11 protein-coding genes are annotated in these 14030 nt (G+C 66.2%); 7 read left to right on the top strand and 4 right to left on the bottom strand.

Annotation, left to right across the window (positions count from 1 at the left end; all coding sequences use genetic code 11):
* Positions 1-106 precede the first annotated feature (106 nt).
* The gene (locus tag BTE28158_RS12035; RefSeq protein ID WP_151051470.1) at positions 107-1081 is read left to right on the top strand and encodes a LysR family transcriptional regulator; all 975 of its coding nucleotides are present in this window, start codon (positions 107-109) and stop codon (positions 1079-1081) included.
* Positions 1082-1162: 81 nt separating this feature from the next.
* Here the strand turns inward: BTE28158_RS12035 and BTE28158_RS12030 are convergent, their stop codons facing one another.
* Positions 1163-2227 carry an asparaginase gene (locus tag BTE28158_RS12030; RefSeq protein ID WP_151051468.1) on the bottom strand — a complete coding sequence of 355 codons (1065 nt, stop codon included), beginning with the start codon at positions 2225-2227 and terminating at the stop codon, positions 1163-1165.
* A gap of 323 nt (positions 2228-2550) precedes the next feature.
* Here BTE28158_RS12030 and BTE28158_RS12025 point away from each other — a divergent pair, with 323 nt between their 5' ends.
* Positions 2551-4788, top strand: coding sequence for a TonB-dependent receptor (locus BTE28158_RS12025; RefSeq protein ID WP_151051466.1), 2238 nt, complete (start codon positions 2551-2553; stop codon positions 4786-4788).
* A gap of 46 nt (positions 4789-4834) precedes the next feature.
* Here the strand turns inward: BTE28158_RS12025 and phnY are convergent, their stop codons facing one another.
* Both phnY and BTE28158_RS12015 read right to left on the bottom strand, forming a co-directional pair.
* On the bottom strand, positions 4835-6289 hold the full coding sequence (phnY, locus tag BTE28158_RS12020) for a phosphonoacetaldehyde dehydrogenase (protein WP_174919885.1): 1455 nt from the start codon (positions 6287-6289) through the stop codon (positions 4835-4837).
* Between the two features lie 44 nt (positions 6290-6333).
* Entirely contained in the window at positions 6334-6690 is a 357-nt protein-coding gene (locus BTE28158_RS12015; RefSeq protein WP_151049622.1) for a GNAT family N-acetyltransferase, read from the bottom strand.
* A 271-nt stretch (positions 6691-6961) separates the two neighbouring features.
* On the opposite strand from BTE28158_RS12015, the gene pdxR reads away from it, so the two are divergent.
* Complete coding sequence (pdxR, locus tag BTE28158_RS12010; RefSeq protein WP_151049624.1) at positions 6962-8488, top strand: MocR-like pyridoxine biosynthesis transcription factor PdxR; 1527 nt, start codon at positions 6962-6964, stop codon at positions 8486-8488.
* 45 nt (positions 8489-8533) lie between these two features.
* Here the strand turns inward: pdxR and BTE28158_RS12005 are convergent, their stop codons facing one another.
* Entirely contained in the window at positions 8534-8986 is a 453-nt protein-coding gene (locus tag BTE28158_RS12005) for an OmpA family protein (protein ID WP_151049627.1), read from the bottom strand.
* A 659-nt stretch (positions 8987-9645) separates the two neighbouring features.
* On the opposite strand from BTE28158_RS12005, the gene BTE28158_RS12000 reads away from it, so the two are divergent.
* The 4 genes from BTE28158_RS12000 (at position 9646) to BTE28158_RS11985 (ending at position 13960) form a co-directional block, all read left to right on the top strand.
* A complete protein-coding gene (locus BTE28158_RS12000) occupies positions 9646-10044 on the top strand; it encodes a nuclear transport factor 2 family protein (RefSeq protein WP_059598809.1) in 399 nt (132 codons plus the stop codon).
* A gap of 170 nt (positions 10045-10214) precedes the next feature.
* Positions 10215-12032 carry a sulfoacetaldehyde acetyltransferase gene (gene xsc / locus BTE28158_RS11995; protein ID WP_059598808.1) on the top strand — a complete coding sequence of 606 codons (1818 nt, stop codon included), beginning with the start codon at positions 10215-10217 and terminating at the stop codon, positions 12030-12032.
* A 129-nt stretch (positions 12033-12161) separates the two neighbouring features.
* Complete coding sequence (gene pta / locus BTE28158_RS11990) at positions 12162-13196, top strand: phosphate acetyltransferase (RefSeq protein ID WP_151049629.1); 1035 nt, start codon at positions 12162-12164, stop codon at positions 13194-13196.
* A complete protein-coding gene (locus tag BTE28158_RS11985; RefSeq protein WP_151049631.1) occupies positions 13193-13960 on the top strand; it encodes a sulfite exporter TauE/SafE family protein in 768 nt (255 codons plus the stop codon). The genes pta and BTE28158_RS11985 overlap by 4 nt, the downstream gene beginning before the upstream one ends.
* The last annotated feature ends 70 nt before the right edge of the window (positions 13961-14030 follow it).

Here is a 14030-nt window from a genome sequence, read left to right as displayed (position 1 = left end):
CACCGCTTCCCCGTGCGACGGGATCGCATTCTATGCCTTTGCATAAAGAACCTCGCTTCTGTATTATCGAAAGCGGTTTTGCGTGTGACGCAACAGCGAGGGACGAATGAAAACAATGACGAGAGACACCGGCATCGATCACCTCGGCGCGATGCGCGCGTTCGTGCGGGTCGTCGAAATGGGAAGCTTTTCCGCGGTCGCGAAGGAGATGCACGTGTCGACGTCGACGGTCGCGCGCAAGATCACGGCGATCGAGGACGCCCTCGGCGTCGCGCTATTGCATCGCTCGACGCACAGCGTGACGCTGACCGAGGCCGGCCACATCTACCTGGAACGCGCGGTCACGCTGATCGCCGATCTCGACGACACGTTGCGCGTCGTCGCGGAGCTCAATTCACAACCGAGCGGCCCGCTGAAGCTCACCGCACCGGTCGCTTTCGGTCGCCGTCATCTCGCGCCGCTGATCGCACCGTTTCTCGCGCGCTACCCGACGATCCAGCTCGACGTGCGGCTCACCGACAACCACAACGACCTCGTCGCCGGCGGCTTCGACCTCGACATTCACGAAGGCGAGAACTACCTGGACAACCTGGTCGTGCACCGGCTGTCGCGCAACGACAGCATCCTGTGCGCGACGCCCGGCTACCTCGATCGCAGCGGGCGCCCCGCGACGCCGGACGACCTGCAGCATCACAACTGCCTGCGCTACGTGCACCCCGAGGGCGATCCGCGCTGGGAGCTCGTGCGCGGCGATGCACGGCACAGCGTGCTGCCGGCCGGCAACCTCGTCACCGATCATTCGGAACTGCTGCTGGACGCGACCTGCGCGGGCCTCGGCATCGCCGAATTCGAGATCTGGCTGGTGCGCGACCTGCTCGCGAGCGGCCGGCTCGAAGCCGTGCTGCCGCGCTACCGGCTGCAGAACAAGCTCACGGGCGACTACATCTACATCGCGTATCTGGCGAACCGGCGCAGCTCGGCAAAGCTGCGCGTGCTGAGGGACTTCCTCGCGGAGCATCTCGCGCACATCGGCGATCTGTCGGCGGTCGAGCTGACGAAGATTCGCGACGCGGGCGCGTAGCGGCTGCCGTCGCGCTGGCCGGCAAGCCAGCACCGATGCCGCACGCACGTCAGGCACGCGGCATCGGCACGACCGGCCCCGTCAGGCCGGCTGCAGTTCGAACGGGAATGTCGCGTGGCCGATCTCGACGCCCTGCGTGTTCAGCATCCGCGGCCGGTGGAACGCGGCGAGCCGCGCGCGCTGCGCGTCCGTGCCGATCCGCAGCCGTTCGAGCAGTTCGCTGACCATCATGTACAGCACGTCGATGTTGCCGTCCTCGATCTTCACCGAGATGCCGAGCGCGCCGTCGGCGCCGAGTTCCCGCGTGCGCGCCGATGCGCGTACGCCGATCCCGTAGCACGCATCCGCGCCGAGCTTGCCGACGACCTGCCCTTCGAAGGCCTCCATCAGCACCGTGCAGTAGCGCCCTTCTCCGGCAACCAGCTCGGGATGGGCCGTCATCGCATGATGAATGCGCGCCAGCGCGCGCACGCGATCGGTCGCCGCCGCGCCGCCGGCATCAACCTTATCCGCACCGTCCGCCAGCGATGCATAAAGACGCGCGAGGCGGTCGAGCGGGAATGCCGGCGTCGGCAGGTTGCAGCCGTCGATCGCCCAGTCGACCTCGTCGTCGGGCAGGCCGCACGCGTCGGCGACCACCTGCTTTACACGCATCTGCATCGGATGCGCCGGCAGATGGTAGTCGGCAATCGCGGCGCCGATCGCCCGCGCGCCGGCCAGCATCCCGACGTGCTTGCCCGAGCAGTTGCTGCACACGCCGGTCGGCGTGTAGTCGCGCTTGATCCATGACCGGTACACCGCGTCCGACAACGGCGCATGGCCGCCGCACCGCAAATCCGACTCCTGCGCGTCGACCTTCGCCAGCATCGCCCGCGTGCGCGCGATGTGCCGCTCCTCGCTGCTGTGCGATGCGCACATCAGCGCGATGTCCGCTTCGTCGAAGCCGAACCGCTCGGGCGCGCCCGTCTCGATCACGGACAGCGCCTGGGCCGGCTTCGCTGCCGAGCGCGCGAGCGTCATCCGGAACGGATCGCCGAGCCGGAACAGCAGCCTGCCGCCTGCATCCACCACCGCCACATCGGCGACGTGCGTGTTCTCGATCGCATTGCCGCGGTACGTCACGACCGCTGCGCGTTGAGTGTCCATCTGTCCTGTCTCCTTCGTCGGGGCCTGATTGCCGGGGCCCGTGCAACCGGTACGGCAGTGTATCGATTCTGCCGCCGGGTCGAGCCGGACGCCCCGTGGAAAGCGGTATTGCGCAGCACGCAAAGCCATCGCGCCCGCCACGCAAGTCTGACCGGTTCAGTACAACGACCATTCGATTGTTTACATATCTCGTAATAATTCGTAGAATTGCGATCGCTAACGCGAATCATTTTCATTTACATTGACGTTTTCCGATGTCCCGGGCCTGCCCGCCGGCATCGCGACGACGCATCCGATCACCGATACTTCCGCTGCCTCTCGCCATGCCTGCCCAGTTCAAGACGAGGCCCCGTGCCCTCGTGTCAGCACTGACCTGCTCCGTTTTCCTGACGCCGCTGCTCGCTTCCGCCGAAACCGCTCCCGCACCCGCCTCCCCTGCCGCCCAGCCGGCCGCCGCCGATACGTCGGCGACGCTGCCGACGATCGCGGTCCAGTCGTCCGCGCTGTCGGACTTGCAGGTGAAGCGCTCGCCGTCGTACAAGTTCACCGCGCCGCTGCTCGACACGCCGCGCTCGGTCACGGTGATCCCCGAACAGCTGATCAAGGAAAAGAACGTCACGTCGTTCGCGGATGCGCTGCGTTCGGTGCCGGGCATCACGTTCCTCGGCGGCGACGCCGCCGCGAACCCGTCGGCCGATCGCCCGGTGATCCGCGGCTTCGAATCGCGCAACTCGATCTTCGTCGACGGGATGCGCGACTCGGGGCTGCAGAACCGCGAGACCTTCGCGGTCGAGCAGATCAGCGTGATCAAGGGCCCCGATTCGGTCTATGCGGGCCGCGGCTCGGTCGGCGGCAGCATCGACATCGTCACGAAGACGCCGAAGAACGACGACTTCATCAACAGCAGCATTGGCTTCGGCACCGACGGCTACAAGCGCGCGACGGTCGACGCGAACCGCAAGATCAACGACACGACGGCCGTGCGCCTGAACGTGATGGGCCACGACGCGAACCAGGCCGGCCGCAACGACGTGTACAACAAGCGCTGGGGCGTCGCGCCGTCGATCGTGTTCGGGCTGAACACGCCGACCACGGTCACGGTCAGCTACTACCACATGAACTCGTACGACATGCCGGATTTCAGCGTGCCGTTCCGTTCGACGGGCGGCACGCCGGTGCCGACCGATCGCGGGCAGTTCTTCGGGCTGAACACGCGCGACTACCGCTACGGGCAGACCGACACCGCCGAAGTGCGCGTCGAGCACAAGATCAACGACGACTGGAAGCTGAGGAACACGACGATGTTCGGGCGCTCGACGCTCGACTACGTCGCGACGAATCCGCAGATCCTCGCGTCGAACCCGAACATGCTCGCGCTGCAGGCGAAGAGCGGCAAGTACGCGCTCAACGGCTTCTCGAACCAGACCGAGGTGACCGGCAGCGCCAGCCTGTTCGGCATGAAGCACACGATGACGGCCGGCGTCGAGTTCAGCCACGAACAGGCGCGCTACGAGGGCTACCTCGTGTCGGATTCGGCCGGCCACAACATCCGCTCGGGCGGCCCCTGCTCGGTGGCCGGCAACTGCACGCCGCTCGCAGGCGGCTGGAACCCGAACATGCCGTGGACCGGCAGCATCGTGCTGAACGGCGACAAGAGCTTCCCCGGCCCGACGACGAACACGCGCACCGACACGGTGTCCGCGTACATCTTCGATACCGTGAAGCTGTCCGAGCGCTGGCAGTTCAACACCGGGCTGCGCTTCGACCGCTACGACACGACCGGCAAGCAGGCCGGCGTGGCCGACCTGTCGAACACGTCGAACCTGTTCAGCTACCAGTTCGGCCTCGTGTTCAAGCCGGTGACCAACGTGAGCCTGTATGCGTCGTACGGCACGTCGTCGAACCCGCCGGGGTCGAACGGCGGCCTCGGCGGCGGCACCGACCAGATCACCGCGACGAACCAGGACCTCGCACCCGAGCGCTCGCGCAACATCGAGATCGGCGCGAAGTGGGACGTGCTGCAGGACCAGCTGTCGCTGACGTCGGCACTGTTCCAGACCGAGAAGACCAACGCGCGCGTCAGCGACGGCCTTGGTCACACGGTCAACGCGGGCAAGCAACGCGTGCGCGGTTTCGAATTCGGCTTCGCGGGCAACCTGACACGGAAGTGGCACGTGTTCGGCGGCTACTCGTACCTGAACGCGATCACGACCGACGCGGGCCCCGGCAGCCCGGGCGCATCGGGCCTGCCGATGGTGATGGTGCCGAAGCACAACTTCACGCTGTGGACGAGCTACGACGTGATGCCGAAGCTCACGCTCGGCGCCGGTGCGACGGTGATGAGCCAGACCTACGCGTCGGTATCCGCGACGACGAAGAAATGGACGCCCGGCTACGCGCGCTTCGACGCGGCCGCGACGTGGCGCGTGAACAAGACGATGGACGTGCAGCTCAACGTGCAGAACCTGTTCGACAAGAAGTATTACGCGAGCGCGTATCCGATCTACGCGACGTGGGCGCCGGGCCGTTCGGCGATGGTCACGCTCAACTTCTATCAGTAACGCCATTGACGGCAGGAGGGGCATGGTACACCCCTCCCCGCCTCGCTCACCACGGCAGCGAATACGTCTTCACGTTCGTGAAGCTCTTCATCGCCTCCTGCACGCCTTCCTTGTAGCCAAGCCCCGAATCCTTCACGCCGCCGAACGGCGTCAGTTCGAGCCGGTAGCCCGGCACCTCGCGCACGTTCACGCTGCCGACCTCCAGCTCGGTGATGAAGCGCGTGATGTTGTCGAAGCGGTTCGTGCAGACCGACGACGACAGCGCATAGTCGGTGCTGTTCGACATCCGGATTGCTTCGTCGATGTCGCGAAAGCGCATGATCGGCGACACCGGGCCGAACGTCTCGAACTTCACGAGCGGCATGTCGGGCGTCACGCGATCGATCACCGTCGGCGAATACAGCGCACCGTCGCGCACGTTGCCGACCAGCAACCGCGCACCGCGCGCGATCGCGTCGTTCACCTGCTGCTCGCAGAACGTCGCGGCCGCCTCGTCGATCACCGTGCCCATGTCCACCGACGGATCGGACGGATTGCCGTACGACCACGCGCGCGTCTTCTCGACCACCAGCTCGGTGAAGCGATCGGCCACCGACTCGTGCACGAGCATGCGCTTGATCGCGGTGCAGCGCTGCCCCGAGTTCTTGTACGAGCCCGACACGGCGAGCGTGCTTGCTTCGTCGAGATCGGCGTCGTCCATCACGATGATCGGATCGTTGCCGCCGAGTTCGAGCACCGCGCGCCGGTAGCCCATTCGCGACGCGATCGACTTGCCGATCGATACGCCGCCGGTGAACGTGATGAGGTCGATCGCCGGATTCGTGATCAGCTCATCGGCGATCTCCTTCGGGTCACCGGTGAGCACTTGCAGCATCTGCGGCGGCAGGCCGGCTTCATACAGGATGTCCGCGAACAGATAGCACGACAGCGGCACCTTCTCCGACGGCTTCACGACGATCCGGTTGTTGGTCGCGACCGACGGCACGACCTTGTGCGCGACCTGGTTCATCGGATGGTTGAACGGCGTGATCGCGGAGATCACGCCGAGCAGCGGTTCGCGCTGCGTGTACACGCGGCGCTTCTTGCCGTGCGGCGTCAGATCGCACGAGAAGATCTGCCCGTCGTCCTTCAGCACTTCGCCCGCGCCGAACATGAACACGTCGGCAACGCGCCCGGCTTCGTACGTCGAATCCTTGATGCACAACCCGGCCTCGGCCGTGATCAGCGCCGCGATCTCGGCGGTGCGCGCGCGCACGATGTCGGCCGCGCGGCGCAGGATCGCCGCACGCTCGTGGCGCGTGAGCGTCGGCCGGTATGCACGCGCGGCGGCGAACGCGCATCGCACGTCATCGAGCGTCGCCTTCGGCACGGTGCCGACGAGCGTTCCGTCGTACGGGTTGCGCACGTCGATGACTGCGTCGCGCCACACGCGCTGCCCGTCGATGCGCAACGCTTCGTGCCGCACATCGGATGCGGGAATCGGCTTCAGGACCGTACTCATGTCGTCTCCTTCCTGGTGCAGCGTGATCGTGGCCACGCTTTCGGTTAATGCAGCGCGGCCTGGCACACCACGACCAATCCTTCGTATTCGAGGCAGCGGCACAGCGTCGACCACGCCGGCGTAGCGGGCCATGCACGCGCGCCGGCGTCGATGCGAATCGGCTGCCCGAATTCACGCGCCGCGCACGCGAGAAGCGTGTGCGCGATGCCGCTGCGCCGGTAGACAGGTTCGACGTATAGCCGCATGAGCGACGGCGATCGGCCATCACCGCCGCCTGCGTCATCGATGTCGAGTTCTCCGATCGCGTCGCCGTCGCGATACGCGACGAACGTCTTGCCTGCATCGTCGAACACGATGCGGATCACGCGCTCGCAGCGATCCCTGAACACGACGACGTGCATGGCGTCCCTCTCCTTTTCATCACGCTGCAGGCGAACGCGATGCCCGCACGCCCTCCTGCGCCCGCGTACCGGGGAGTTATCCGGATCGTCCGGGCGCGACGAGTTGAGTATCGTCTTGCCACACCGGCGCGCAGTAGTGCCAGACAACACATTTCATTGAGTCCACATCCGCGGCGCGACGCGCGTATTCTCGCGAAACCGCGCCACTCGCGGGTCACGTGCACACCACGCGCACCGCCTCGCGTTTCCCGTACCGATCACAGGAGGAAGCATGTCGAGTCGTACCCCGACCGCCTTATGGGCCCAGCAGTTCCGGCGGTCGTCGGCGTCGAGCCTGCAGGACCAGATCCGGCGGATGCTCGTGGCCACGATCCTCGACGGCCAGCTCGCCCCCGATGCCGCGCTGCCGTCGAGCCGCGAGCTTGCCGACCAGCTCGGCGTCGCGCGCAACACCGTCGTGCTCGCGTACCAGATGCTCGTCGAAGAGGGCTACCTGATCTCGCGCGAACGCAGCGGGCACTTCGTGAACCCGAAGATGCTCGAAGGCGTGCCCGGCTTCGCGCAGGCCCGGGCCGGCGCGCTGCCCGCCGGTGGCGACGACGTGCCCGGACGCCCCGCCTGGGAAAAGCGCATCACGCATCCGCCGTCGAGGCAGCGCAACATCGTAAAGCCCGCAAACTGGCAGCACTACGAATTTCCGTTCATCTACGGGCAGTTCGACCAGTCGCTGTTTCCGACCAACGACTGGCGCGAATGCTGCCTGAAGGCGCTGTCGGTGATGGAAATCCGCAACTGGGCCCCCGACCTGATCGAACGCGACGACGAATCGCTGATCCAGCAGATCCGCACGCGCGTGCTGCCTCGGCGCGGCGTGTTCGCGATGCCCGACGAGATCGTCGTCACGAACGGCTGCCAGCAGGCGCTTTACCTGATCGCGGACCTGCTGTGCGGCAAGCACACGACGGTCGGTTTCGAGAACCCCGGCTATCCGGATGCGCGCAACATCTTCGAGAACCGCGACGCGCGGCTGCTGCCGCTGCCGGTCGACGGCCACGGGATCGCACCCGATGCGCTCGGCGATACGCTCTCGCGCTGCGACTACGTGTACGTGACGCCGAGCCATCAGTGCCCGACCACCGCGACGATGCCGGTCGAACGCCGCCGCGCGCTGCTCGATTGCGCGCAGCAGCATGACTTCGTGATCATCGAGGACGACTACGAGAGCGAAAACACGTTCTCCGGCACGCCGCATCCGGCATTGAAGAGCCTCGACACGGCCGACCGCGTGATCTACGTCGGCAGCCTGTCGAAGACGTTCGCGCCGGGGTTGCGGCTCGGCTACGTGGTCGGGCCGCGCGAGCTGATCCGCGAGTTGCGGGCACTGCGGCGGCTGATGGTGCGCCATCCGGTTGCGTATATCCAGCGGGCGTTCGCGACCTTTCTCGCGCTCGGCCATCACGACGCGTTGCTGCGCCGGCTCGCGCATGCGTACAGCGAGCGCTCGCAGGCGCTGATGGCCGCGCTCGACGCGGACTTGCCGGAAGCGCGCTACGTGCCGGTGACGGGCGGCGCGTCGTGCTGGGTCGAGGGGCCGCCATGGCTCGACGCGGCGCGGCTCGCGGTGGACGCCCAGGAGGCGGGAATTCTGATCGAGCCCGGTGGCGTGTTCTTCATGAACGACGACAGCAACGCGCGTCGATGCTTCCGGATGGGGTTTTCCGCGATTCCGCTGGAGCGGATCGAGCCGGGGGTGCGGGCACTCGCGCAATGTGTGCAGGCGCAGAAGCCCGATCAGTGAGAGAGGCCCGCGATGTCGCGGGCTTTGTCAGGATGGCGTGTAACGTCAACGCCCGGCAGGGGTGGGGCTCGAGGTTGAGCAACAATGGTCCGGGCATCCCGGACCCACATTGACCTCCACGCGCCGCCCGCTTTGATCGATCTCGGGAACCGGCTGGTAGATTCGACCGATCAATGCGCTTCGCCTGCCTTTGATCGCGAACTGGTCAAGCGCATTCATGACGTTTTCAGCGCGTCGGTACGCCAACTGCTGCGCGTTCCGTTCCGTCGATTCCGAAAGCCCTACAAGCCAGACAACATCGATAATCGGAAAGCGATTGCGTAAATCGCTCGACCATGCTGACAACCGTGCCAGTTCGGTCCTGGACATCTCGCTTGAATCACTTTCAAAGCGAACGTCGATGTATTGAGCGGGAAGGTTTTTTGGCCCTTCGCACGCAAGCGCTGTCTGCGCAAGGATCAGCGCGAGCACGACAGCAGCCAGGAAGTTAGTCGCCATCTACGACGTACCCCGCGATGCTTTCAGCATTGTTGATCGCCAAATCCGGATGTGATCGCCCCCATGCTCGTTGCTGTCGTTGCGATGACGAAGCCTCCCGTCGTCGTCGGGTCGCCGTTTCTGACTGCGCGTCGCGACATAGTCGATTCCTCGAATGAAGTTGGTAAAAAGCCGATCGCACGTCTGCGCTCCCGACTTGATCGGCAGCGCTTTACGTCACTGAATCGGGCAATGGTCACGCAGACCCAACGAAACATTGAGCGAAGAAACCGCGCGCGGACCAGCAGATACTCAAGCTGTCAGTCGACCAAGCAGCACATTGAATTTCGGATTATTTCGATTTCATTCGATCGAATTCGAACAACTTCGACCCTCCCCTTTAATCCAAAAAATCAATTCTTACTTTTCACATAAAAACGCCTGCTCCCTCTGAAAATCATCTCGACACCTCCGCATACTTTGATACCCAGGGAAATAATCAAAAAGTGTGACGCAAGCCACCCTCTGCCGCCCTGCAGATAAGCATCCGACTCTGGCCCAAGCGAAACCTCCCGACTGGCGCTACCGCCAAAAACGAGCGCTCACTAACGTGTCGATACCGCGTGCCGCATGCGCGCCAGCGCCTTGTGCACCGCCCATCTTTCGACAGGAGACACGTTATGTCCGACACGCTCACCGCCCCCGTCACGGCCGCCACGCTCGCGGCATTTTCCGAAGCATTCAACCGGCACGACGCCAACGCGTTGATGGGCTTCATGACCGAGGACTGCGTATTCGACGCGGCCGGCGGCCCCGACATCCACGGCACGCGCTTCGTCGGCCGCGACGCGGTACGCGCCGCGTTCGAAGCCGTGTTCAAGACCTTCCCCGACGCGCACTGGGGTCACGGTCGCCACACCGTCGCCGGCGAGCGCGGCGTCTCCGAGTGGGTGTTCACGGGCACGCACGCCGAAGGCTGGCGCATCGAGGCCGAAGGCTGCGACCTGTTCGAATTCCGCGACGGGCTGATCGCCGTCAAGCGCGCGTTCCGCAAGGAACGGCCGAAACAGCCGGCCTGAGCGTGCGCCTCGCGCGTCACTCGCGCCACCGCCCCCGCGCGCATTTTGAAACGAATCATTTCATTTCATTCCACATTCGCCGACAGCGGGCGGAATGACTTGACCGGCCTTCCCCAGCAAATAGCATCTGGAACAAGACGTTCCGTTAATTAAACAATCGGAGACAACCCATGAGCGAACAATCCACTTCCCTGCGTGCATCCGCGAACGGTCCGCAGGACATGACACCGTCCGAAGCCTTCGTCGAAACCCTCGCGGCCAACGGCGTGACCGACATGTTCGGCATCATGGGCTCCGCGTTCATGGATGCGATGGACATCTTCGCGCCGGCCGGCATCCGCCTGATCCCGGTCGTGCACGAACAGGGCGCGGGCCATATGGCCGACGGCTACGCGCGCGTGTCGGGCCGCCACGGCGTCGTGATCGGCCAGAACGGCCCCGGCATCAGCAACTGCGTGACCGCGATCGCGGCCGCGTACTGGGCACATAGCCCGGTGGTGATCGTCACGCCGGAAGCCGGCACGATGGGCATCGGCCTCGGCGGCTTCCAGGAAGCGAACCAGCTGCCGATGTTCCAGGAATTCACGAAGTACCAGGGTCACGTCACGCACCCGGCACGGATGGCCGAATTCACCGCGCGCTGCTTCGACCGCGCGCAGGCCGAGATGGGCCCGACGCAGTTGAACATCCCGCGCGACTACTTCTACGGCAAGGTCAAGGTCGAGATTCCGCAACCGCGACGGCTCGACCGCGGCGCCGGCGGCGAACAGAGCCTGGACGACGCGGCCGCGCTGATCGCGCAGGCGAAGTTCCCGGTCATCATCTCGGGCGGCGGCGTCGTGATGGCCGACGCGATCGAGGAATGCAAGGCGCTCGCTGAACGGCTCGGCGCGCCGGTCGTCAACAGCTACCTGCACAACGACTCGTTCCCGGCGAACCATCCGCTGTGGTGCGGCCCGCTCGGCTACCAGGGCTCGAAGGCCGCGATGAAACTGCTGTCGCGCGCCGACGTCGTGATCGCGCTCGGCTCGCGCCTCGGGCCGTTCGGCACGCTGCCGCAGCACGGGATGGACTACTGGCCGAAGGACGCGAAGATCATCCAGATCGACGCGGACCACAAGATGCTCGGCCTCGTGAAGAAGATCTCGGTCGGCATCTGCGGCGACGCGAAGGCCGCGGCGATCGCACTCACGCAACGCCTCGAAGGCCGCACGCTCGTGTGCGATGGCTCGCGCGGCGAGCGCGCCGACCAGATCGCGACGGAAAAGGCCGCGTGGGAAAAGGAACTCGACGACTGGACGCACGAGCGCGACGCATTCAGCCTCGACATGATCGAGGAGCAGAAACACGAGAAGCCGTTCAGCGGCGGCCAGTACCTGCATCCGCGCCAGGTGCTGCGCGAACTCGAGAAGGCGATGCCCGAGGACGTGATGGTGTCGACCGACATCGGCAACATCAACTCGGTCGCGAACAGCTACCTGCGCTTCAACAAGCCGCGCAGCTTCTTCGCGGCGATGAGCTGGGGCAACTGCGGCTACGCGTTCCCGACGATCATCGGCGCGAAGGTCGCCGCGCCGCACCGTCCGGCCGTGTCGTATGCGGGCGACGGCGCGTGGGGCATGAGCCTGATGGAAACGATGACCTGCGTGCGCCACAACATCCCGGTCACGGCCGTCGTGTTCCACAACCGCCAGTGGGGCGCGGAGAAGAAGAACCAGGTCGACTTCTACAACCGCCGCTTCGTCGCGGGCGAACTCGACAACCAGAGCTTCGCGGCGATCGCACGTGCAATGGGCGCCGAAGGGATCACGGTCGACCGCCTCGAGGACGTGGGCCCGGCGCTCAAGCGTGCCATCGACATGCAGATGAACGAAGGCAAGACCACGATCATCGAGATCATGTGCACGCGTGAACTCGGCGATCCGTTCCGTCGCGATGCGCTGTCGAAGCCGGTTCGCATGCTCGACAAGTACAAGGACTACGTGTAATGCCGCGTCGCTGACGCACCCCCGTTGCCGGTCGCGCGCCCCTCTCGCGCGGCCGGCCCTCCGGCCGGACGCCGTGCCCCGTGCGGGCCGCCGCATCCGGCCGTTTTTCCTTTCTTATCCGAGCGAACGATGAAAGCCCTCGACCGCATTCTCGAATCCGCGCGCCGCCAGCCGATGCGCATCGCGCTGTGCGAAGCCGACGATCCGCGCGTGCTGCAGGCCGCCGCGCGCGCAACGCGCGACGGCATCGCCCGCATCGTGCTCGTCGGCAACCGTGCGGCGATCCACGCGGCGGCCGCGCGCGACGCGATCGATCTCGACGGCATGACGCTCGTCGATCCGGCCAGCGCCGCGCAACGCGATGCCTATGCGGACGCGCTGCATGCGCTGCGCAAGCGCAAGGGCATGACGGCCGATGCCGCGCGCGACGCGGTGCTCGATCCGCTCTGCCATGCGAACCTGATGGTACGGCTCGGCGATGCGGACGGCTCGGTCGCGGGCGCCGTGCATGCGACGGCCGACGTCGTGCGCGCGGCGCTCCAGCTGATCGGTGTCGATCCCGCGTTCCGGATCGTGTCGAGTTTCTTCCTGATGATGCTGTGCGAACCGTTTCACACGATCAAGGGCGGACTGATCTTCTCCGACTGTGCGCTGGTCGTCGATCCGGATGCCAGTCAGCTCGCCGAGATCGCGATGGCCGCCGCCGACAGCGCGCACGCACTGCTCGGCGAGGAACCGCGTGTCGCGATGCTGTCGTTCTCGACGAGTGGCAGCGCGCATCACGCGGCGGTCGACAAGGTGACGGCCGCGACCGCGCAGGTACGCGAACTGCGCCCGGCGCTTGCGATCGACGGCGACGTGCAGCTCGACGCGGCGATCGTCGCGGAAATCGCCGAGCGCAAGATCGCGCATTCGCAGGTGGGCGGCCACGCGAACGTGCTCGTGTTCCCGAGTCTCGAAGCCGGCAACATCGGCTACAAGCTCGCCGAGCGGATCGGTCGCGCAAAGGCCGTCGGCCCGCTGCTGCAAGGCTTGCGCCGGCCCGCGAACGACCTGTCGCGCGGCTGCAGCGCCGACGACGTGTATCACGTGATCGCGGCGACCACCGTGCAGGCGCAGGCGGCCGCGCAGCGCGCCGCGACGGGCGAGGCCGCACACGCATGACAGCCGACAAACTGGCGATCCTGATCACGGTGATCGGCGCCGGCAGCTATTTCCAGACCGTCACCGGCTTCGGGCTCGGGATGATCGTGATGGGCGCGACGAGCGGCTTCGGTCTCGCGCCGCTCGCCACCGTCGCCACGCTGATGAGCGTCGTGTCGCTCGCGAACGGCGCGACCGCGCTGCCCGGCCGGCTGCATCACATCGACTGGCGCGCGGTGGGCGCGGCGACACTCGGCATCCTGCCGTCGGTCGTCGCGGGCGTGCTGCTGCTCGAATGCCTGAGCCGCTCGGCGGCCGACCTGCTGCAGCTCATTCTCGGCGCAGTCGTGCTGTACGGCGGCCTGAGTGCGGCGCTGCGTCCGGCGCCGCTCACCGAGCGCTCGGACAACCGCAGCTTCTTCGTCAGCGGCCTGTTCGGCGGCTTGCTGAGCGGGATGTTCGGCGTGTCGGGGCCGCCGCTGATCTTCCAGTTCTACCGGCAACCGCTGACGCTCGTGCAGATCCGCTGCGCGCTGATCGTGCTGTTTACGACGACCTCGGCCACCCGCGTGCTGTACAGCGCGTGCGAAGGCCAGCTCGATCGCGACATCTGGCTGCTGGCGGCGATCGCGACGCCGGTCGTGATGCTGACGACGGTCGCCGCGCGCCACTACCCGCCGCCGCTGTCGCCGGTCGCGCTGCGCCGGCTTGCGTTCGGCGTGCTGATGGCGATCGGCATCGGGTTGATCGCGACGTCGCTGCCGCCGCTGCTGCGCGGCGCGTGATGCCGCGCGGCGCGTGCCGCAGCGAACCGGCCAGCGTCCGGCATTGTGTCGCGACGCGTGCGTGTTGCCG

Source organism: Burkholderia diffusa (assembly GCF_902499115.1).
GTDB classification, from domain to species: Bacteria; Pseudomonadota; Gammaproteobacteria; order Burkholderiales; family Burkholderiaceae; genus Burkholderia; species Burkholderia diffusa.
The sequence above is the reverse complement of the archived record's forward strand: the minus strand, read 5'-3'. Positions and strand labels throughout refer to the sequence as shown.

Bases quoted from the DNA above. Each gene is read 5' to 3' on its own strand.
- BTE28158_RS12035 (WP_151051470.1), top strand. From the start codon at position 107: ATGAAAACAATGACGAGAGACACCGGCATCGATCACCTCGGCGCGATG.
- BTE28158_RS12030 (WP_151051468.1), bottom strand. From the start codon at position 2,227: ATGGACACTCAACGCGCAGCGGTCGTGACGTACCGCGGCAATGCGATC.
- BTE28158_RS12025 (WP_151051466.1), top strand. From the start codon at position 2,551: ATGCCTGCCCAGTTCAAGACGAGGCCCCGTGCCCTCGTGTCAGCACTG.
- phnY (WP_174919885.1), bottom strand. From the start codon at position 6,289: ATGAGTACGGTCCTGAAGCCGATTCCCGCATCCGATGTGCGGCACGAA.
- BTE28158_RS12015 (WP_151049622.1), bottom strand. From the start codon at position 6,690: ATGCACGTCGTCGTGTTCAGGGATCGCTGCGAGCGCGTGATCCGCATC.
- pdxR (WP_151049624.1), top strand. From the start codon at position 6,962: ATGTCGAGTCGTACCCCGACCGCCTTATGGGCCCAGCAGTTCCGGCGG.
- BTE28158_RS12005 (WP_151049627.1), bottom strand. From the start codon at position 8,986: ATGGCGACTAACTTCCTGGCTGCTGTCGTGCTCGCGCTGATCCTTGCG.
- BTE28158_RS12000 (WP_059598809.1), top strand. From the start codon at position 9,646: ATGTCCGACACGCTCACCGCCCCCGTCACGGCCGCCACGCTCGCGGCA.
- xsc (WP_059598808.1), top strand. From the start codon at position 10,215: ATGAGCGAACAATCCACTTCCCTGCGTGCATCCGCGAACGGTCCGCAG.
- pta (WP_151049629.1), top strand. From the start codon at position 12,162: ATGAAAGCCCTCGACCGCATTCTCGAATCCGCGCGCCGCCAGCCGATG.
- BTE28158_RS11985 (WP_151049631.1), top strand. From the start codon at position 13,193: ATGACAGCCGACAAACTGGCGATCCTGATCACGGTGATCGGCGCCGGC.